We start from the raw sequence: 20086 nt of genomic DNA, 5'->3' as shown, positions 1-20086 counted from the left end.
CGAAACGGCATTCCTGACAACCGTTTCTTTAACGGCTCGTGTTCACGATGGAATTCACCGACGCAAAGGCAAGCGGCAGAAATCCTTCCGAAGCTTCACCCTGCGGCTGATTGAACTTCAATGCATAATCCGCGCCGTCGATCGTCTCCACGACGAACGTCCGGGTCAATCCGGTCTTCTGACCGGTCAAGTACAGGGAAGCGCCCTGCATCTGCTTGTAGATCCGGTCGCCCGTCCATTCCTCGACCGTTCCCGCGCCTTCTTTCACCCAAGCTTCGCCCGCGTTCCGGATTTCATCCGGATCATAGCCGGCCGGCAGCTTCTCGATATCGACATAGTAATTCGAATCGACGTTCATGCTCATCCGGTTCGTCTCCGGGTCGAAGGTGAATTGCGGGAAAACGTAAATGGCGTAGCCGGAACCGACCGCTTTCGTCGCTTCACGTTTCTCCGGCATGCCTTCCAGCTCGACGTCCAGCTCCTTCGTCTCGGGAAGCCGTGCGGCATCTTCGCCGGCGCCCGCGCCTTCCGCGCGCGAAAGTTCGGTGATGGTCAGCACCTTCAGCGTGTCGTCGCCTTCCACGGGCTGTTCCGTATATTTGAACTGGACGGGATCGTTCGGGTTGAGGCCCTCGAGCACGTCCGCGACGCCTTCACCGAGCTGGAACACGACCGGCGTGCCGCCGACTTCAATTTCGATCGAATGCGGATCGATCTGGCCGATATAAATGCCCGATCCTTCCTTCAGTTCCGTCTGTCCCCCGTCGTCCGTCTGGCCGTTATCCTGCTGCGGCGCTTCATTCTGCGGTGTTCCGTTGTTTTGCGCGCCGCCGTTGCCGGCATTGCCGTTGTTGTCCGAGCATGCGGTCATCGCCATCGCCGCCGTCAGAGCGGCTGCCAGCAATACCAACCTGATTTTGCGCTTGGTTGTCATTTCAGCACCTCCGTCTTTTCGACGAAAGTGTTGCCGTAAAAGTTGCAGGGCAAACGGCATGACCTGATTTTGTCACACCAGCAGCCGTTATTTCGCGCGCAGACGGTAGACGCGGCTGCGGAAATCGCCGTGGAACTGCGGCACCGGCATCCCGGCGTTCATGAGCTCGTCGCCGCCGTACACCAGGCCGTCCCGGTCCAGTTCATAATCGAGGTTCGGATCGAGCCCCTTCAGCCGAAAACGGTCAAGCGGCGCATACGGTTCCTGCAGAATCTGCACATAGACGGCGAACGCTTCCCGTTTGTCCTTCGCGACGAACATCCAGGCCGCCGCGTTGCCTTCGAACGGGCTGAGCAGCCGGTAGAAGTCGCCGAACTGGACGAGATGGCGGATTTCTTTGTACAGCGCGATCTGCGCCTTGACGATCTCCTTCTCTTCTTCGGTGAACTTCGTCAGATCCAGCTCGTATCCGAAGTTGCCGGAGAGAGCGACGTGGCCGCGCGTCTCGAGCGGCGTCACCCGGCCGACCTGATGATTCGGCACGGCGGACACATGCGCGCCCATCGCGCTGACCGGATAGACGATGCTCGTGCCGTACTGGATCTTGAGCCGCGAGATCGCGTCCGTGTTGTCGCTCGTCCACGTCTGCGGCATGTAGTAGAGCATCCCCGGATCGAAACGTCCCCCGCCGCCCGAGCAGCTCTCGAACAGCACGTGCGGAAACGCCGACGTGATCCGTTCCAGCACGCTGTACAAACCGAGCATGTAGCGATGCGCCGTTTCCCGTTGGCGCTCCGGCGGCAGCTTCGCCGAGCCGATCTCCGTCATGTTCCGGTTCATATCCCATTTCACATAGGTGATCGGCGCGCTCGAGAGAATGCCGGAGATCGTCTTCACGATATAGTCCTGCACGTCCTCGCGCGACAGGTCCAGAATGAGCTGCTGGCGCGCCTCGGTGCGGCGTCGCCCTTCGATGTGCAGGCACCAGTCCGGATGCGCGCGGTACAACTCGCTGTCCGGCGACACCATCTCCGGCTCGAACCAGAGGCCGAACTGCATGTCGAGATTGCGCACGCGCTGGACGAGGTCTTCCAGACCGTTCGGCAGTTTGCGCCGATCGACGAACCAGTCGCCGAGCGACGAATTGTCACTGTCGCGCTTGCCGAACCAGCCGTCGTCAAGCACGAACAGCTCGATGCCGAGCTCCTTGCCCGCGCGGGCGATCGCCTCGATCTTGTCGGCGTCGAAATTGAAGTACGTCGCTTCCCAGTTGTTCACGAGAATCGGACGCGTCTTGTCGCGGAACGTGCCGCGGCACAGGCGCGAGCGGTACAAGTCGTGATACTTGCGCGACATGCCGCCGAGCCCTTCCGCCGAGAAGACAAGCACCGCTTCCGGCGTCTGGAACGACTCGCCCGGCTCGAGCCGCCAGCCGAAGTCGAACGGATTGATGCCGATGAACAGCCGCGAGGTGTGGAACTGGTCCACCTCGACGCCGGCCGTGAAACTGCCGCTGTACACGAGGCTGACGCCGTAGACGTCGCCATGGTCTTCGTCCGCGCCCCGCTCGAGCAGGGCGACGAACGGGTTCTGCACATGGCTGCTCGAACCGCGCCGGCTCTCCACCGCCTGCAGCCCCGGCACGAGCGGCCGCCTGTGCACATAGCGCTCGCGCGCCCATGCGCCGGACAACTGCAGCAGGTCATACCGGTCGTGCGCGAAATCGACGCTCATGCTGAGCGCCCGCTGCACCTCGATCGCCGTGCTGCCGTTGTTGATCAGGCGGGCCGACCGGGCGATGGCGTTCCACTTCTCGAAGACGGTGTAGGCGAGCACGACCGCAAGCCCGGAAGCCGGATCTTTCATCGTGATCTCCAGCGTCTCGGCTTCGTCGTCCCGCTCGACGTAGGTCGCGGGCAGTCCGGGCAGCTTCGGCTTGCCGGGCACGATCCGGTGGCTGTCGTACACCAGTTCCGAAGCGGTCGAACCGTCGGCGAATTTCACCTGATAGGCCGGATGGCGGAAATCCGATGTGCCGTATCCCGGATATTCCTGCGGCAGCGTATCCAGCGAGAGCTCGGGGATATCCTTGATCGTCGTCGGGCTGAAGGACGCCCGGGTTTTGTACTCAAGCAGCTTGTCCAGCTTGAGCCCCCTCACGCGCGCTCCCCAGTAAACATGGGCCAGATAGCCTCCATGCGCAATCTGGATGGCGTAGCTGGTGTCATCCGTCTGCAGATGGAACAGACGGCGGGATGCGTCGTACTGAATGGCCATGATCGTCCAGCCTCCATGGTGACAATTGTCGGGCTTTTCCCGATACCATTATGGCATTTCCGGCACGGGACAGAAATGGAGGGTTGCCAGCCGTACATGGACAAATGTAGGATATTCAATCTCGTTCCGGTCGAGGTTGCGCAAGCAGACCGAGGATGCGCCGCGCCAGATCCGTGAAACCATCGGCGGTCAAATCCGCTGCCGGCCGCGGCTCCGCCGCGCTTCCCCGGGCATTGAACCAGACGGTGCGCCATCCCGCACCCGCCGCTCCTTCGACGTCGTTGACCAGCGAGTCGCCCACCAGCACGCTGGTCTCCGGCCTCGTCCCCGTCACCCGGTTGACGTGGGCGAACAGCGCCGGATCGGGCTTCGCAATCCCGATCTCGCCGGAGATGAACCAGCGCGTCCGCGGAATGAACCGCTCGATGCCGAGCGCCTCGAGCTTCCGGGCCTGATGAGGGCCGGGGCCGTTCGTCACGACGCCGAGCAGACAGTCGGCCGCCTCAAGCTCGCCGAGACACGCTTCCGCGCCGGGATGCAGCCGGATCCGGTACTGCCCTTCCTGGTACGCTTCCTGAAATTTGCGGCAATCGCCTTCTTCCGCTTCAACCCCGAATTCGGCGAGCGCTCTCCGAATCCGTTCGACCCGCATCGCATCCAGAGGCAACCTGCCCGCGCAATAGGGTTCCCACAGCGCGTCGCTGTGGTGGCGGAACCTGCGGTACAAGTTCTCCTCCGAAATTCGTCCGATCGCGGGTCCGAACACCCGCAAGGCCGTCCGGAACGGCTCCAGCTGGTCGTACAACGTGTCATCCAGATCGAAGAAAACGGCTCTCCGCCGCGCGTTCCCGCTCATGCCTGGTCTTGCTCCTCCAAATCCCGATCGTCCGCGCAATGCATGCGGCCGCCCGGCCGCTTACAGCGCAATGCCCAGTTCCGCCGCCGTCTGCCGGATGTAGTCGCTCGCCTGCCGGTATTCTTCTTCCGTCTTCAGATGCTCGACGATCATCGGCGTATCCGGATCGAGCTTCGCGATTTCGCTCAGGAACACCCGGTAATCGAGCGCGCCGGTGCCCGGCAGCACTTCCTCGAGATGGACGGTAAGCCGGGTGTCCAGGCGGATGTCCTTCGCGTGGCAGTTCGTGATGTACGCGCCGAGCTTCTTCACGAAGTCGCGGATCATCTCGCCGTTCCGGAAATAGACGCGCGGGCTCGAAATCATGTTCACCGGGTCAAAATGAACGGAGATCGCCTTCCGGTCAATCGCCTTGATGAGCGCCAGATACGAATCCGCCGTATCGGGGAACACCCACGGCATCGTCTCCAGCGCGAACGTCGTGCGCGTCGGATTCACCGCGTCGATGATCTCGCGCGTCGTCTCAACGATCAGCTCGAACGTCTCGTCCGAGAAGTTGTCCGGATGCGGCCCGTCCCATTTTTCCACATTGCGCGATCCGGCGATGTTGACGCAGCAGCGCGCGCCGACGCGGTCAGCCAGCGCGAGCTGGTTCTTGCAGTATTCGATCGCCTCGCGGCGCACCTTCTCGTCCGGGCTGATCGGGTTGCTCCAGGCGCCGACTTCAGCGATGACGAGGCCGGCCTCTCGGGCTGCGCGCGCATACGCGTCGATCACGTCGTCGCCGGCGTCGTGGCGCACCGGGAACACCGCCGCGCGATACCCCATTTTCGCATGGTCCGCCGCCCACAATTCCGGTTCCTTCCGTTCGGGAAACACTTGTCCGCCCAGTCGCATGATGCTCCATCCCTTCCGAAATGTATGGTGTGGTGTGTGAAAAATGTCGCGTGAAAAACCGTTCCGCCGTTTACCGGACGACGATCGCCTTGATCAGCCCGTCCTTCGCCTCGATGACATCCCCGAATTTCTCGGGCAGTTCCTCCAGCCTGAACATGTGGGTGACGAACGCCATCGGATCGATCTCGCCCCGCACCATCAGTTCCTGCACCGCGCGGCCGGCCGGCATCGTCGAGTAGAGCGAGCCGGTGATCGTGAGATGCTTGTGGATGATCCGGCTGGAGTTCACCCGGATCTCCGCCTTCTCGCCGACGACGACGATCGTCCCGCCCATGCCGATGACCTCGAAGCCGAGGTCGTACGAGGACGGATGGCCCGAGCATTCGACGACGCAGTCAAAACCATCCTCGCCCGCGAACCTCAGCAGCTCGTCCGCGAGCCCGTCCCCCGGGGCGCCCGTCCATTCGGCCCCCTGGCGCTTCGCCGCCGCAAGGCGCGCGGGCAGCACATCGACGGCCGCGACGCGTGCGCCGTGCTGGCGGCACAGGCCGACCGCCGCCAGGCCGATCGGCCCGCAGCCGGTGACGAGCACGGTGTCGCCCGCTTTCAGGTTCGTCCGGGCAAGCGCAGAGTACGGCGTGCCCCAATTGTCGAAAATGAGCGCGCCCTGTTCAAAGCTGATCGCATCGTGCAACTTGAGGCAGTTGCGTTCCGGCACGGCGATTTTCTCGCTGAAGCCGAATCCCATGTGGGAGAGGCCCCCGGTGCAGCGGACATACGCTTCCTCGCGGCATGCCTCGCATTCGCCGCAGCCCCGCACATTGTTGACGGCGACCCGGTCGCCGACGCGCAGTTCCCTCACGCCCGGCCCGACCGCCGACACGACGCCCGCCGCTTCGTGGCCGGCCACATACGAATGCGGCCCCTCCACGTACCAGAACCATTTGTCCGAGCCGCAAATGCCGCACGCCATCACGTCGACGACGACCTCGCCCGCGCCCGGAACCGGATCTTCCGCTTCCACCATCCGCAAATCCTGCGGACCGAATGCCCGAATCTGTCTCATGGCTGTTCCTCCTGACGTCACTCAAGCCGGGACATCCGCCCGAATCGATTGTCTCCGCTGCCACCTGCGCATCAACATGGCAAGCACGGCGAGTTCCGCCGCGACACCGCAGGACTGTGCCAGCGCGCCGACCATCCCGTTCCAGCCCGGGACGGCGGCGGTCAGCACGATCAGCGCCGCGATCGTCACCGCCAGGTTGCCGGTCTGCGACCCCATCATGAACCGCGTCTTCTTGTTCAGCATCGCCAGTCCGTTGAAATAATCCACCCACGGGAAGACGAGCGCGAACAGCAGAAAGACGCGCAGCGCCTCAATGCTCGCGTCGAGCAGCTGCCCCTCCGCCCCGACGATCGCGCCGAACGCCGCCTTCCCTAACGGCGTCCAGGCGAGCAAGGCGACCACGGCGGCCGGCAGCAGGTTGGCGCCGAGCGCGAAGCGGCGAACCGCCGCGGCGTCCAGACGGTAGAAGTTCAGCACGATCTGGTGCACGTAAGTAAAGAAACTGTTCACCAGGTTCAGCACGCTGAGCGCGACCGAGTAGGACGCGATCGCCAGCTCGATGTCCACCGTCTTGCCGAGCATCACATTGATCGCGGGGGCCAGCATGACCGAGATGAACGACGTGATGACGAGCGGACGATAGAACGGGAACACGTCGCGCGCCCGGCGGATGGACGAATGCGCCAGCCGCTCGGGCATCTGCCGGTAAATGCGCCTTCCTTCCCAGGCGCTGACCGCCGCTTCCACGAACATTCCGGTCAAAAAAATAAGCGCGCCCGCACGCCCGTCAATCGTCCAACCGGAATGCAGATAGGCGAGCGACAGCCCGTACATGGCAAGCAGCCGAACGATCATGCCGATCGTCAGCCACTTCGTCTGCATGTTTCGGATGATGATGCCGTGGAACAGGCAGCGAATCGCCGAGAACACCGTCACCAGGAACAGAATCCGGTAGCTGCCGAGCGTGCTGCCGAGCAGCGATTCGCCGGCGTTGAACAGCGTCCGGAACACCCAGGGCCCGAGCGGCGTATAGGAAAGCAGCGTGCCGAAACCGAGCGTGAACAGCAGCACGTACACCATCACGACGGCCACGGAGCGAAAGCCCGTCCGGTCGGCCGCGAGCGCGGAGCAGGTCTGCCGCAGGAAAACGGCCGGCCGCTCCGTGATCGTGAAGATGCTCATCGCGATCGTATAGGCGGCGATCGTCGATTCGGGATCCGGCGCACGCGCCAGGGTACTGTTGATGATGACATGCGACAGCGAGACGAGGCTTGCGGCCAGGCCGAGCGGCACGAAAAACCGGAGAATGCCGCGCACCGACACCTTCTCCGCGCTGACGGAGCCCGATGCCCCTGGTCCGGCGGGTGCGCTTCCGGCTGATCGGCCGCCGTCGACTGTCCGACTCATGCTGCATCCGACCTTTCGCTGACTTCGGCCGTCCACAGGTTCATGATAGCACAGCCGTCCGTGCGAAAACATGGACGGAGTTGACCTTGAGGAGGCCGGATTTGATCTGCCGCGTCTCAAGCGCGGCGGTTACACTAGCGGCTCCAGCCGCACTTTCTTCACGCGCAGCGGCTCCGTTATCCGGATGTCGACGATTCCCTTCTCCCGATATGCGGCAAGCAGCCGATTCAGGATCCTGCCGATCAGCTGCGCATCGTGCCGGGGCAGATCGCCGGCTTCGATGCCGAAGAACCGGATCAGAGAATCGGTCGAAGGAATTTCGTCGATCTCCGGGAACGCATAAGCGAACAACACCTTCGTGTCCAGAAGCAATTGTTCCGGCGGATCAAGGCCGTGAAGGCCGCACTCGCGCCTGAGCAGCGGGCCGTCGAATTCGTATCCGGCCTGCGTCACCATCACGCGGTCCGCCGCATACGCCATGAACGACCGGTACGCTTCCGGAAAAAGCGGCGCATTCGCAGCTTCTGCATTGCGGATGCCGGTCAGCCGTTCGATCGGCTCGGGGATCGGAATCGGCGGGCGGACAAGCGTTGCGAACGACCGGGTATCGGGCTCGCCGTTGCCGCCCATCCTGACCGCGCCGATCTGCGTGATATGGCCGCGAGTCGCGTCCGGCCCCGTCGCTTCCAGGTCGAAGACGCAGAAGCGGCGCTCATGCAACCGCTCGACGATGAGGCCGGAGATCTCGTACTCGGCATCGGAAACCTGCTCGATGCGCACCGCGTCTGTCCCTCCCCGAACCGTCGTTCCGCACAAAAAAGAGTTGTCCCCATTATGCGCCTCGATTGCAAGAACCGTCAACCATGAGGCCCAGTTATACAACCCCTGAACATTTTATGGCATTAAATAATCAATCGACGGGTTCACGCGGCAAAAAAGAAACCGGCTGACGGTTCCGTGCGCCGCCAGCCGGTCTTCGATTCGTCTTATGCCGGTTCCTCGTCCGCTTCGCCCTGAATGCTGAAAATGATGGCGTCCCGCTCGCACTGGCCTGCCGCCAGCGCTTTCGCCAGTTCGTGCCGATCCATTACCGCGTATTCATCATGGCCGGTCCGCACAACGTAATACGAACGTCGGGTCTCCCGGCAGTTCATTTTCGCCGTATCCACCGCTTGCTGCCTGTTCAATCCGCTCTCCTCCTCCCGCAGTGCCCCGGACGGCCGAATCGTCCGGAGTTTCGCATGATCTGGTGTCTTCCGATATCAATTCGAGATGGCCGGGGCAAAATCCTGCGTCGAGCCTCAGCGTACGGTGAACACGACGTCTGCAGCCTCAGGCGCCTGACCGTTGTAGTCGCGCAGCCCCTGAACGCCGTCGGGCGAAATCCGGATGACGCCTTCGGCGCCCGCATCCGTCTTCGGAATCCGGAGCGTGATGACCGCCCCGTCAATCGAACCGCCGGTCGGCACGATCGCACGGCCGCCGATCGTCAGTTCGAAATAGTTGACCTGTCCGTTGAAGCCGAGGACCGGTTCGCTGAAAGTCACCCGCACTTCCGTGGCCGTCGCTTCCACATTCTTGATGTACGGCGCGGGGTTGGTTTTTCCGGATCCGGAGAACCGGACTTCGCCGCCGCCGTTTGACGTGTCGAGCCGTTTGCCTTCGAGATCGGCGATGTATGCGCCGCTCGACTCCCGGTAGGACAGTTTGTAGACGCGGTCGGGCAGGAGCGGACCCGTCTTCTCCGCATTCAGATGGATCGTCACGCTGCGCTTGTCGGCGGAGACGACATAGTATCCGTAATCGTTCTTCGCGATCGGAATGTCTTGCTTGCCCGTCTCGTCATACAGCCGGTAGACATTCAGATCCGCGCCGTTAACCGGCTCCGTGAACCTGAGCTCGATGGTGTACTGATCCGCCGCGTAGGCCGATTCGAACCGGGGCGCGGCATTGACCGGCTCGACGCCGTTGAAGGAGACGGTGTACGGCCGCCCGTTCTCTTCCGTCTTCCAGCCGTTCCATCCCGGTGCATCCGTGACGCCCGAACGGAACGACAACGTATAGACGGTTCCGGCCTTAACACTTTCGCCGAGTCTGAGCGTGACGCTCGTGACGATCGCGTTGGTTCCGCCGGCATCGTTCGAGACAACCGGGATGTTGCCGCCATTCGGATCCGTGATCCGGAACACGGAATTGCTCACGCCGCGCACCGGCTCGTTGAAGTGGACGACAATGGACGTTCCGCTCGTCACTGTCACATGGGTGACGTACGGCGCCGGGTTGGAAGTCCCGCTTCCGGAGAACGCGCGCTGATTCGCGCCTCCGGATGCGAGCATCCCCGAAAGTCCGGTCACCTCGGCGACGTACACGCGCCCGGAGCGGAACAGTTCGGGATTGCTGCTTCCCTTCGTCCGGAACTGCACGGTCAGCACCTGGTCGTTGCCCGGCTTTCGGTAGACGTAATACTGGATGCCGGACATGCTGAACGAGCTGTTGTTCTCCGATTTGATCGCAATCGCGAATCGGCTCAGGTTCACGTCTTTCATCGACTTCGTGAATCTGAGATCGAGCGTGTTCACGTTCACCGCCTGGATGTCGGCCAGGGCGTAATCCGCCGGCGTCTGGCCCGCTCCGCCGAACTCGACGGCTGTGTCGGCGGCGATGAGATTGCCCGCCAGGTCGCGGACGCCGACGATGCGCACCGTGTACCGCTGTCCCGGTGTCTGATCCGTCGTGAACAGCGTCACGGTCAGCCGGTTCTCGTCGTACACCGCGCGCAGCGGCAGGCCGATGCCGCCGTCGATGATGTAGTATTGGATCTGTTCGGCATGCGCCGGATCGAGTTTCTCGCTGAATGTCAGCTCCACCGTGTTTTTCGTCGAGACGACTTTGGTCACCTTCGGCGGCGTCGTGTCGACCACCGAGACGAAATACAGGTCGCTCCGCTCATCCATCCGGTTGCCGGCCAGGTCTTTCACATTTCGCACCGTCAGGCGGTAAACCGTATTCGGACGCTGCCGCTCCGTCACGATCGTCACCGTCCGCTTGTCTTGCGACAAGGTGATGGAGGTAATCTTCAGCCCGTTGTCAAACGTGTAATTCGAACGGTTGACGGCGGAAGCTTCATCCAGCGGCTCGCTGAACCGCAGCGTCACCGTCGCGTCCGGATTGATGGCATGAGAGACAATGCGCGGCTTCTCCCTGTCCCGGCTTGCCGGATGGAGATCCAGATAGACGGCATATGCCGATTCGACGAGCAGGCTTCGCTTCGCGTACCGGGTATAGTCGGACTGGGCGGGAATCCAGCCTTTCCGCAAGGCGATGCCGACGTCCCGCGCGGCCCAGGCCGAAACTTTGCCCGTTACGCGGCTGCCCGCCTCGCCGCCGGCGCCGTAGCCGCGCACGAGCACGACGGCCAGCTGCTCGACCGTCACGTTCAGCGTCGGCCCGAACCGCCTCTCGCCGATCCCTTTCATCAGACCGGCCCGGGTGACGGCTTCGATCTCTTCGAACGACCAACGCGTCTTCAGCACATCGTCGTAAGACGGCCGTGTGCTGCCCGTGCCGAGCTCCCACAACCGGAACAGCACGGCGGCGAACTGCTCGCGCGTCATCGGATCGTTCAGGCGCGCGCTTCCGTCGCTGAATCCGGTGAAAATGCCTTTCTCCACCAAAAAGTCGTACTTGTCCTCCACACTCCGCTCTTCGGCCGTCGCCAACCCGGACGGCAAACACGCCGCAAACAGCAGCACCGAAGACAACAACAGCATCATCAGTCTTCGCATTGGAGCACCTCCACGTTTACCGCTTGAAAAGGCGAGCCGGCTTCGTTCACGGTACGATTGCGGCATACCCGAATAGAAAGACGCTCCGTCGATACATTTTGTTTCGGTGAAAAGATACATTTTGTTTCCATATTCCGCCAATCACCCGGAGCCGGGCTTTTTCAACCGCAGCCCGGGCATGTTACAATAATCGATGCATTTACCGTCACCGGAGGTATCCATGCATTACGTCATTCTCGACATCGAATTCAACGGCCGTAAATTCGCCAGCGACCTGCCGATGGAAGTGATCGAGATCGGCGCCGTCCGCCTGGATGACAAGCTGCAGCAGACCGACACGTTCACCTCGCTGATCAAGCCGGTCTATTTCGCCAAGCTGAACAAGTTCATCCGGGAGAAGACCGGTATCACCCAGAAAGAAATCGACCGGGCCGGGAGGTTTCCTGACGTTATCGCATCGTTCATCCGCTGGCTCGGTCCGCCGGAGTCGTTCCTGCTCGTCACATGGGGCGGCGAAGACCTGAAGCGCATCGTGCTCGACACGCGCATGCACCGTTTGGACGATTCGTTCTGGCTCGCCGTCCGCTATTACGATCTCCTGAAAGGTTTCCTGCGCGTTCACGATCTGAAGAGCGACGTCAGCGTCGAACGGGCGCTGGGCATGCTCGGACTGCCGGCCGGCGAGCATGCCCACCGCGCGCTGGGTGACGCGGTCATGACAGCCGGCATTTTCCGGACGCTGCATGACCGGCTCGATCTCGATCAGTTCCGGCAGTACAAGGATACGTACTCGAATGCGAAGGAACGCCGGATGGTCAAGAGTGCCATCCGCACGATGAAGCTGCGCGGAGCGGAACCGGATTGGGACACGATCGCCGAGCACTTTCTGAAGAACAAGATCGACCTGGCGAACGAGAAGAAGCGGGATGAGCTGAAGGCCTATTTTGAAGCAGAGATAAACAAATAGAGGCTCTGGATGTACATATCGCGGCATTCAAGTGTGGAAAATGACAAGCCGACCACTCCTTCCAGGAATGGCCGGCTTGTCGGTCTTGGCGGGCAGGCTCCCGCTTTGCGGTGATCGCAGGATGCCGTCGGCACCAGCTTACATATCCATTACATTGCATAAATCGTGCAAATTATGGAAATGCGAAATCGACAATAATCCCCAATTTTCATCAGAAAGGATGGAATTCATGAACACCGCTGAGACTCTGCACAGACGGAACATACTGCTCGTCAACATTATTTGGGACATGTTGTTGATCGGCATTGCCGTCGATTTCATGACGGGCGCTCCGCCCGCTTCGATCATCGCCCTGGCGATTGTCGGCTTCGTTGCCTGCGGCAGGGCACGCTCATGACATACAAGCGCTGGCTGCCCGGCTATGTCATGTATTTCATACCCGTCATCATCACCGTTTTGACCTTGCTGCTTGCCGTCACGGACCCCATCATTACAACCTTTCTCGTCTTCGTCAATCTCGCGGTCATGACCCTATACAACACTTTCCGCGCGCTCGTCTTCACCGGCGTGCTCGGACTCGGACTGTCCGTCTACCTGTTCCTCAGCCCCTACAAGGAAGAAATGTTCACCAACAACTCGCCGATCACGATCACGCTTTATCTGTACATGATTGCGGATGCGGGAGATCAACGCGAAAATCGCCTCATCCCTCCAGGCGCTCAATGCGTTCAGCTCGAACCTGAAAGAGAACATCACGTCGACCAGCCTGATCTCGCAAGAAGTGACGAAGGCGTTCAACGAAATGTCGTCGAGCATCGAAGCGCAGACCCGGGGCATCGGCGAGATCAACGACTCGATCCAGGCGGTCGAACAGGCCGTCGGGGAACTGGCGGAGCAGTCGGATACGATGAAAGAGCTCGCCGGACAGGCCGTCATCCAGATGAACAGCGGACAAGAAGACGCGTTTCGGCTGTCGGATGACATGAACCGCGTGAACGAGATGATCGACCGGACCGCGTCCATCATGGCGGAGCTGAATCAATATAATGAAGTACTCGCGTACTATGGCCTCTGCTGACTCCTGCGGATTCAGCGCAGCCTCCCGGCTGCGGTTACGAAGTGCCTTCGCGTTCTCCGCAGGCCTCCCCGGATAAGAGCGTCATCTTTCCGCCCGCGACCACTGGAGTTTACAGAATTAGCCCTTGGCGGCTTCGGATTTCGTTGTGCGCTGGCAACTCATCCGGCTTATCCTGCCTCGAATCCCGTTCGTGTACCTTGGCCCGTGCGTTTGCCTTAAGGCTTCCTTCAGATTCGGCCTCGCGACCGACTCCCTTACCCTCGGCTAATGGCAGGCGCTCGCCAGCCCCCATTCCGGACTTTCACCGTAGAGATGACGCCTATGCCGGGCGTACAACGGATGTGCGGCGGGGCATGACCCCGCCGCTCTTCTTGCCGGTTCAGACAATCGCCGCCTCCCTGCGCCTCACATGCTCGAATGCCGCTGCCAGCGCGCAGGCAAGCGCGAATGCCGCCAGTATCGCCAGGTGCAGCCACACATCCGACAGCGCCGCGCCCGATTGCAGCCGTCCGACCGCATCCAGCAGCCAGTGCTGCGGGAACAGCTTGCCGATCCGCTGCACGGACTCCGGCATCGTCTCGATCGGGAACATGCAGCCCGCGAGCAGACTCGTCGGGATAATGATCAGGTTCTGCAATGCGGACGCCTTCATGGCAGAAGCCGCGTGCGCCGTAACTGCATGGGACATCGCAATCGCCGTCAGGACGTACGGCAGCAGGACAATCAGCAGCACCTCGATCGGAAGGCCCGGGTCGATGCCGAAAGCCAGCGTCATGACGGCGAGCGCCACGGCGATGAGCAGCATCATGACAAGCAGGTTCGTCAGGACGTTCGACAACATGTATGAAACCGGCGATACGGGCGTGCTCAACACACGGGCATAGGTGCGATTCTCCCGTTCATGCAGCATCAGGTTCGACAACTGGGACGCGCAGAACAGCAGGATGATCGCCAGATAGCCGATCGTCTGCCTCGACATTCGATTCCTTCCGGATACGTCGTCGATGGACTCCGCAGTCAGGTCATAGCGAAAGGTTGCATGGGAAGCGTACAGACGTTCGAACAACCCGTCGTCCTGCGCGGCCCGGCCGATGGACGCGATGTTCCGGATATAGGCGCTCAACATCAGATCCACATTACCGGTGACGGTCGCCCCCCGGATCGACACCATCTCGATGGCCGGGGGATTTCCCCGCCTCAGACCCTCGCCGAACCGTTCCGGAAACACGACGGCGGCATCCAGTTCACCCGATGCGATCATCTGCCGCGCATCCGCCGCATCATGCTCGCTCACCTTGATCTGCTCCAGGCGGGCAAGATAGCCGGCCGCATCGGCCGCAAGCCGCGAGCCGTCGTCCATGTTGACGACGCCGATCCGAAGTTCCGCCTGTTCCGCGCCGCCGTGGAGCAGGAAAGACAGACAGACGGCGATGGAAGGCATGGTGAGGAACAGCAGCCAGAACTTGATGCTCCGCACCGATGTCTGCATGATGACCCGTATGCCGTTCATCCGCCTGAGCGCCTCGACAATCGCGCTTTCGGCCTGCTCCGGGGATTGGATCGTCAAATCCCGGACGGACTTGTCCTGCCCGGGACGGATTACGTCGATCGAGACGATGTCGCCCCCCGCCTTGCCGATCGCGGCCGCGACATCGCCGAAGCCGACCAGCCGGTGGTCAAGCTCCAGCCTTGCAGTCATGCTGTTGTACATCTTCCGAACATTCCTCCCTGTCATCTGCCGGCGATTTGAACCCTGTTCAAATTTTCCCCGTTCTTTACGCCGATGAAACGGCTTGTCCCGGCAGTGCCCAGAGGGATATTCGTCCATGGTTGAAGAATGCTATTCTTATCCATTCACGGAGTTGATCTGCATGACGCAATACAAAAACCTGTCCCGGATGCGGGCTCAAGCTTCCGGATCAGCATCTGGACGCCGCCGAGCGGTATCGCGCCTCGGGCGAATGCCGGCAATTGTATCATGAATTGTCCGCCTGGCACATGATGAATCAGGATCTTGGATTTCGCGCGCAGCATGCGGTGGATGCCTACGGCGCCCAGCATGCCGGCGGGGTGACGAAAAACATCACGACGGCTTTCGCGCTGATCGGCCTTTATCTGGCGCTGGAGAAAGGGTTTTCCGGCCGGCGGGTGCAGCAGATCCATATGGAACTGGCAAGGAAGTCGATCAAATGGCCGTCTCTGGAGCCGCCGGCGGCGAACTAAGCCATTACAGTCGCCGATGTCGTCCGCGCCGAAGAAGGACCGGCCAGAGAGGAGATGCTGATGGAATGGGCGCGCTGCGCATGGGACGCCTGGCGCGAACGCCACGATTGGGTCAGAAGCGTCTGCGCGGCACATCTCCGGCTGGATTGACGAGGCCCGATGCCCGTTTCTGCGCGGGCTTGGCTGCCGCCGCGCTCATCCCCGCGGCTCCGTCATACGGTGGAGCAAGTCCAAATTCATATGACGGAGATGAGGGGAATGGCGCGAAAACAGGACCGGTTCGCGATCACCATCCAACTCGGCAACAAGCGGCTGGTCGCGAAAGCCCCGCTAAAGAGCATCAAGCGGCTGGTCTTCATCTTCAATCGTCAGTTCACCAATGCCCCGAACACGACGCAAATCGCAAGCGGCGCAGGACACAACGGCGCCGCTGGCAGCAACGCGGCGATCCGGTCGCCGTGGACGAGGCAGCAGCAAAGCATCGGAGCCAGCGGCACAGCGCGCAACGTGGACGGCAGCGGAAAGGGCGCATTGCGCCGCATGAGCGCCCTTGCGGCGGGCCGCCGCGGAGCCGCCACGGCAAGGAATTCGTCGTGGTGATCAATGAGCAGATCGTGAAAATGCCGCCGCGGAGCCGGAACGCCTCGGCCACGCAGGTGGCGAGCGGCGCGGGCATTTTCGGGGCCGGCGGGACGAACGCGGCGATCAGCAGCCCCGGCACCCGGCAGCAGCATGCGGTGGGCGGCGGCGGAACCGCAATCAACAAATTGCTCCGCAAACGGAAGCGCAAAAAGAGATGATTAAAAATGAAACGGTCGATCCCGGATGTTCCTTCCGGATCGACCGTTTTTCACGCGCTGCTCAGATCTTCATCAAAATCCGGTTCCCCGACGGGTCGCTCGCCGCGAATGCGCCGTCTTGTTCCGCGACGTCTACGCCCAAATTCCGAAGGTTCAGGACGGCGCGGTCCCTTGCTGCTTCGTCAGGATAGATCAGGGTGAACGATTTGAGGCCGACGCTGTTTGCAGCCGGTCCGGGCGCGCCCACGCCGTTCCAGGTGTTGAGCCCGATATGATGATGGTAGCCTCCCGTCGACAGGAACAGCGCCTGTGCCCCGAACCGGTTGACCACTTCGAACCCGAGCCCGTCCACGTAAAACCGTTCAGCCGGCCCCAGCTCCGACACATGCAGGTGAATATGGCCCATCAGCGTGCCGGCCGGCAGGCCGTCCCACGGCTTGTCATCCCCCGCCGCGAGAAGATCCCGGAAATCCAGCGGGTCCACAGCCATCTCCACCTCGCCGCGCTTCCAGTTCCACTCCGAAGGGTCGCGATCCCGGTAAATCTCGATTCCGTTGCCGTCCGGATCCGACAGGTACAGCGCTTCGCTGACCAGATGGTCGGAGGAGCCTATCCGGAGGCCGATGCGGGCAAAATGCTTCACGATTCGCGCCAGGTCGGTACGGGTCGGGAGCAGAAGCGCAAAATGGTACAGCCCGGTCGTCCTCCCCTGCTTCGGCGCCGCGTCGTCCGGCCGCTCAACGGTCAGCAGCGCCGTCCGCCCGTCCGCAGTGAGCGTCGCGGATGCACCGGTTTGCGCCAGCACCTTGAAGCCGATCACTTCCCGGTAGAACCGCAAGGCTCGTTCGAGATCCAGCACTTTCAGGCTCACTTGTCCGACATAGGTGCAAGGCGCCTGATGAAAACCGACCAATGTACACACCCCATCTCAAGTTACTTACTTATTGTAAGTAATTATACAAGCTTGCGTTTAGGGTGTCAAATGCATCCCCCTGACAAAACAAGCGACCGATCGGGCAGATGGCTGGGCCGCCTGCCCGATGATCGCTTGCATCACCGACCCCGCACGGGTCGCGCTATCCATTTATTGGCAACTTCTTACTGACAACGGCTGTAGCCGCAGTTCGTGCAAGTCTTGCATCCTTCCACGTTCAGCAGCGATGCCGAGCCGCAGGACGGGCACAGATCGCGCGATTCGACCGGACCGCTCTTGCCGCCGGGCAGCGTGACGATCGGTTCGGCGGCTGCCGCAATCGGCGGCACGTCCGTCGGCGAACCTGCGTTGTCCTGGGTCAAGCCGATGTGCATCTCCAGCGACTTCGCCACGGCGTCCGCGATCGATTCGACGCGGTTCGCGCCGAAGCCGATGGCGCCGCTGCCGCCGATTCCTTTCAGGTGCTTGATCAGGAGCTTCACCTTGTTGCCGTGATCGCCGTAGCGCAGGAACAGCGAACATACGCGGCCGAGCGCTTCGGCCATTGCGAACACGTCGGAACCGGCCTTGCCGACGTTGAGGAAGATTTCGCCGGGCGTGCCGTCGATGTCGTTGATCGTGATATACGCCATGCCGAACGGCGTGTTGATCTTGTACGTCGCGCCGCGCAGCACTTGCGGACGGCGCTTGTACTGCTTGTCGAACACCTGCTCATCCTGCTTCGAGACGTTCGAATTGAGCGCGGCGTTCAGCTTGCCGATCGCCGACGCGTCGCCCGAAGCGGCCGCCGAGGTTTGCGCTCCGGCCGCTGCGCTTGCGGCGCCTTCCGCCTTCGCATCCTTCTTCTCGTCGTCCTTCGCCGTCGAGAGCACCTGCGTGTCGCGGCTGCCGTCGCGGTAGATCGTAACGCCTTTGCAGCCGAGCTCGAACGCAAGCTCGTACAGCTTCTTCGTCTCTTCGATCGTGAAGTCATGCGGCGCGTTCGCCGTCTTCGAGATCGAGCTGTCGACCCAGCGCTGGATCGCCGCCTGCACGCGGATATGATCTTCCGCGCTCAGCTCCATGGCCGTGACGAAATAGTCCGGCAGCTCCTCGCCCGGATGCTCGTCCTTCCACTTCTGCGCGATCGGCACATACTGCTTGTCGAGGCCGAGACGGCTCTGACGATAGTACTCGAAGGCGAAATATGGCTCGATGCCGGTCGACGTTCCGACCATCGTCCCCGTGCTGCCCGTCGGCGCCTGGGTAATGACGGTGACGTTGCGCATGCCGCGCTTGCGGATCGCTTCGCCGACTTCCGGATAAACGCTGACCATGTTGCGCATGAAGCCGCTCTGCAGGAATTTCTCCGCGTCGAACGCCTCGAACGACCCCTTCTCCGCGGCGATCTCCGTCGAGGCCAGGTAGGCTTCGCGCGCGATGAAGCCGTACAGCTTGTCGAGGAACTCGAGCGATTCCGGGCTGCCGTAGCGGATCTTCAGCTTGATGAGCAGCTCCGCGAGCCCCATCGAGCCGAGGCCGACGCGGCGCTCGCGCTTCTGGTTCCGCTCGTTCTCCTTGAAATGATACGGCGTCTTGTCGATGACGTTGTCCAGGAAACGGACCGACCACCGCGTCACCTTGGCGAGCTCGTCCCAGGCGACGTCGCCCTTCTCCTCGTCATAGAACTTCGACAGGTTGAGCGCCGACAGGTTGCAGACGCCCCACGCCGGCAGACCTTGCTCGCCGCACGGATTCGTGCAGATAATCGGGTTGAAGTACCAGCTGTTGGACATCTGGTTGTAATATTCCATGAATACGACGCCCGGCTCGGCCGATTTCCACGCCGACTCGATGATCGTATGCCAGACGTCGCGCGCCTTCACTGTCCGGTAAAGCACGACTTTCTTGCCGCGGGAACGCCATTTCTCCAGGTCGCCGTCCCACAGCTCGTCGTATTCCGGATCGCGGGTGTCCGGGAAGACGAGCTCCCAGTCGAGGTCTTCCTTCACGGCCTTCATGAACGCGTTGCTGATGCAGACCGACAGGTTCGCGTTCGTCACCTGGCCCATCGTCTGCTTCACCGTGATGAAGTCCAGCAGGTCCGGATGCCAGTCGTTCATCATCAGCATGAGCGCGCCGCGCCGGCTGCCGCCCTGCTCGATCAGACCGGTCGTGTAGCTGAACAGGCCGCCCCAGGAGACGGCGCCGCTCGACGAGCCGTTCACGCCCGCCACGACCGCGCGCCGCGGCCGCAGGCTGGACAGGTTGATGCCGACGCCGCCGCCGCGCGCCATGATTTCCGTCATCTCGGTCAGCGTCTCCATGATGCCGCCGCGGCTGTCCTTCGGCGACGGAATGACATAGCAGTTGAACAGCGTCAGCTCGTCGCTCGTTCCCGCGCCGGCCGCGATCCGGCCGCCCGGTACGAGCTTCCAGTCGTCAAGGATGTAGCGGAACCGCTCTTCCCACTGTTTCCGCTTCTCTGGCGTATCTTCCACGGAAGCCATCGCCTTCGCGAGCCGGTCCCACATCTCTTCCGGCGTCTTCTCGATCGTCAGCGTCAGCTTCTCGACCTCCGACTCGACGATCTGGCCGGCGCGCGTCCGCACGGTCACCTTGTTGCCATTGCGCGCAATGACTTCCCCGACTTCCTTCGCCGGGAACTTCGGGTCATCCTTCGTCAGCACGAGCACGACGTCGCCGACCTTGGTGCCGGACGGGTCTGCGTTCTTCCATGCATAGCGGTCCAGAAAAATTTTCTCGCTCAAACCTTCCAGCTTGCTGCTCTTCATCATTTTCATGCGCGAGCGCCTCCGGTTCATGCAGATTTTGCCGCTTGCGGCAGCAGATGTGTATCGCATTATGTACACAACATATAGA

17 protein-coding genes and 1 pseudogene are annotated in these 20086 nt (G+C 61.8%); 6 read left to right on the top strand and 12 right to left on the bottom strand.

Features of this window, described 5'->3' with window-relative positions; translation table 11 throughout:
* Positions 1-28 precede the first annotated feature (28 nt).
* From C6W55_RS06080 to C6W55_RS06040, 9 genes are all read right to left on the bottom strand, one after another.
* Positions 29-934: a hypothetical protein gene (locus C6W55_RS06080; protein WP_286891935.1), complete on the bottom strand. Its 906-nt coding sequence runs from the start codon at positions 932-934 to the stop codon at positions 29-31.
* 87 nt (positions 935-1021) lie between these two features.
* Complete coding sequence (locus tag C6W55_RS06075) at positions 1022-3211, bottom strand: alpha-galactosidase (protein WP_286891934.1); 2190 nt, start codon at positions 3209-3211, stop codon at positions 1022-1024.
* Between the two features lie 115 nt (positions 3212-3326).
* Positions 3327-4067, bottom strand: a complete 741-nt coding sequence (locus C6W55_RS06070; RefSeq protein ID WP_286891933.1) for an HAD family hydrolase — start codon at positions 4065-4067, stop codon at positions 3327-3329.
* 60 nt (positions 4068-4127) lie between these two features.
* Complete coding sequence (locus tag C6W55_RS06065) at positions 4128-4964, bottom strand: sugar phosphate isomerase/epimerase family protein (protein WP_286891931.1); 837 nt, start codon at positions 4962-4964, stop codon at positions 4128-4130.
* A 70-nt stretch (positions 4965-5034) separates the two neighbouring features.
* The gene (locus C6W55_RS06060; RefSeq protein WP_286891929.1) at positions 5035-6030 is read right to left on the bottom strand and encodes a zinc-dependent alcohol dehydrogenase; all 996 of its coding nucleotides are present in this window, start codon (positions 6028-6030) and stop codon (positions 5035-5037) included.
* A gap of 21 nt (positions 6031-6051) precedes the next feature.
* Positions 6052-7437: a multi antimicrobial extrusion protein MatE gene (locus C6W55_RS06055; protein ID WP_286891928.1), complete on the bottom strand. Its 1386-nt coding sequence runs from the start codon at positions 7435-7437 to the stop codon at positions 6052-6054.
* 129 nt (positions 7438-7566) lie between these two features.
* On the bottom strand, positions 7567-8217 hold the full coding sequence (locus tag C6W55_RS06050) for a 3'-5' exonuclease (RefSeq protein WP_286891927.1): 651 nt from the start codon (positions 8215-8217) through the stop codon (positions 7567-7569).
* Between the two features lie 206 nt (positions 8218-8423).
* Positions 8424-8624 (bottom strand): hypothetical protein, encoded by a 201-nt coding sequence (locus C6W55_RS06045; RefSeq protein WP_015254397.1) that lies wholly within the window; start codon positions 8622-8624, stop codon positions 8424-8426.
* Between the two features lie 114 nt (positions 8625-8738).
* Positions 8739-11222 carry an Ig-like domain-containing protein gene (locus C6W55_RS06040; RefSeq protein ID WP_286891924.1) on the bottom strand — a complete coding sequence of 828 codons (2484 nt, stop codon included), beginning with the start codon at positions 11220-11222 and terminating at the stop codon, positions 8739-8741.
* A gap of 220 nt (positions 11223-11442) precedes the next feature.
* Here C6W55_RS06040 and C6W55_RS06035 point away from each other — a divergent pair, with 220 nt between their 5' ends.
* The 3 genes from C6W55_RS06035 to C6W55_RS06025 all read left to right on the top strand — a co-directional run bounded on the left by C6W55_RS06035 (position 11443) and on the right by C6W55_RS06025 (position 13267).
* The gene (locus C6W55_RS06035; protein WP_286891922.1) at positions 11443-12189 is read left to right on the top strand and encodes a 3'-5' exonuclease; all 747 of its coding nucleotides are present in this window, start codon (positions 11443-11445) and stop codon (positions 12187-12189) included.
* Positions 12190-12418: 229 nt separating this feature from the next.
* Complete coding sequence (locus C6W55_RS06030; protein WP_286891920.1) at positions 12419-12586, top strand: hypothetical protein; 168 nt, start codon at positions 12419-12421, stop codon at positions 12584-12586.
* 279 nt (positions 12587-12865) lie between these two features.
* Complete coding sequence (locus tag C6W55_RS06025) at positions 12866-13267, top strand: methyl-accepting chemotaxis protein (protein ID WP_286891918.1); 402 nt, start codon at positions 12866-12868, stop codon at positions 13265-13267.
* Positions 13268-13646: 379 nt separating this feature from the next.
* Here the strand turns inward: C6W55_RS06025 and C6W55_RS06020 are convergent, their stop codons facing one another.
* Positions 13647-14978 (bottom strand): ABC transporter permease, encoded by a 1332-nt coding sequence (locus C6W55_RS06020; RefSeq protein ID WP_286891916.1) that lies wholly within the window; start codon positions 14976-14978, stop codon positions 13647-13649.
* A 188-nt stretch (positions 14979-15166) separates the two neighbouring features.
* Here C6W55_RS06020 and C6W55_RS06015 point away from each other — a divergent pair.
* From C6W55_RS06015 to C6W55_RS06005, 3 genes and pseudogenes are all read left to right on the top strand, one after another.
* A pseudogene (locus tag C6W55_RS06015) lies at positions 15167-15490 on the top strand (DUF5946 family protein); the annotation flags it as partial.
* Between the two features lie 258 nt (positions 15491-15748).
* The gene (locus C6W55_RS06010) at positions 15749-16090 is read left to right on the top strand and encodes a hypothetical protein (protein ID WP_286891914.1); all 342 of its coding nucleotides are present in this window, start codon (positions 15749-15751) and stop codon (positions 16088-16090) included.
* A complete protein-coding gene (locus C6W55_RS06005) occupies positions 16087-16290 on the top strand; it encodes a hypothetical protein (RefSeq protein ID WP_286891913.1) in 204 nt (67 codons plus the stop codon). The genes C6W55_RS06010 and C6W55_RS06005 overlap by 4 nt, the downstream gene beginning before the upstream one ends.
* Positions 16291-16351: 61 nt before the next feature.
* Here C6W55_RS06005 and C6W55_RS06000 read toward each other — a convergent pair whose 3' ends face one another.
* Both C6W55_RS06000 and C6W55_RS05995 read right to left on the bottom strand, forming a co-directional pair.
* The gene (locus C6W55_RS06000; protein ID WP_286891911.1) at positions 16352-17203 is read right to left on the bottom strand and encodes a VOC family protein; all 852 of its coding nucleotides are present in this window, start codon (positions 17201-17203) and stop codon (positions 16352-16354) included.
* 185 nt (positions 17204-17388) lie between these two features.
* Entirely contained in the window at positions 17389-20007 is a 2619-nt protein-coding gene (locus C6W55_RS05995; protein WP_286891909.1) for an adenosylcobalamin-dependent ribonucleoside-diphosphate reductase, read from the bottom strand.
* Between the last annotated feature and the right edge of the window lie 79 nt (positions 20008-20086).

Source organism: Thermobacillus sp. (assembly GCF_003390775.1).
GTDB classification, from domain to species: Bacteria; Bacillota; Bacilli; order Paenibacillales; family Paenibacillaceae; genus Thermobacillus; species Thermobacillus xylanilyticus.
This window is presented reverse-complemented; position numbering and strand designations above follow the sequence as displayed.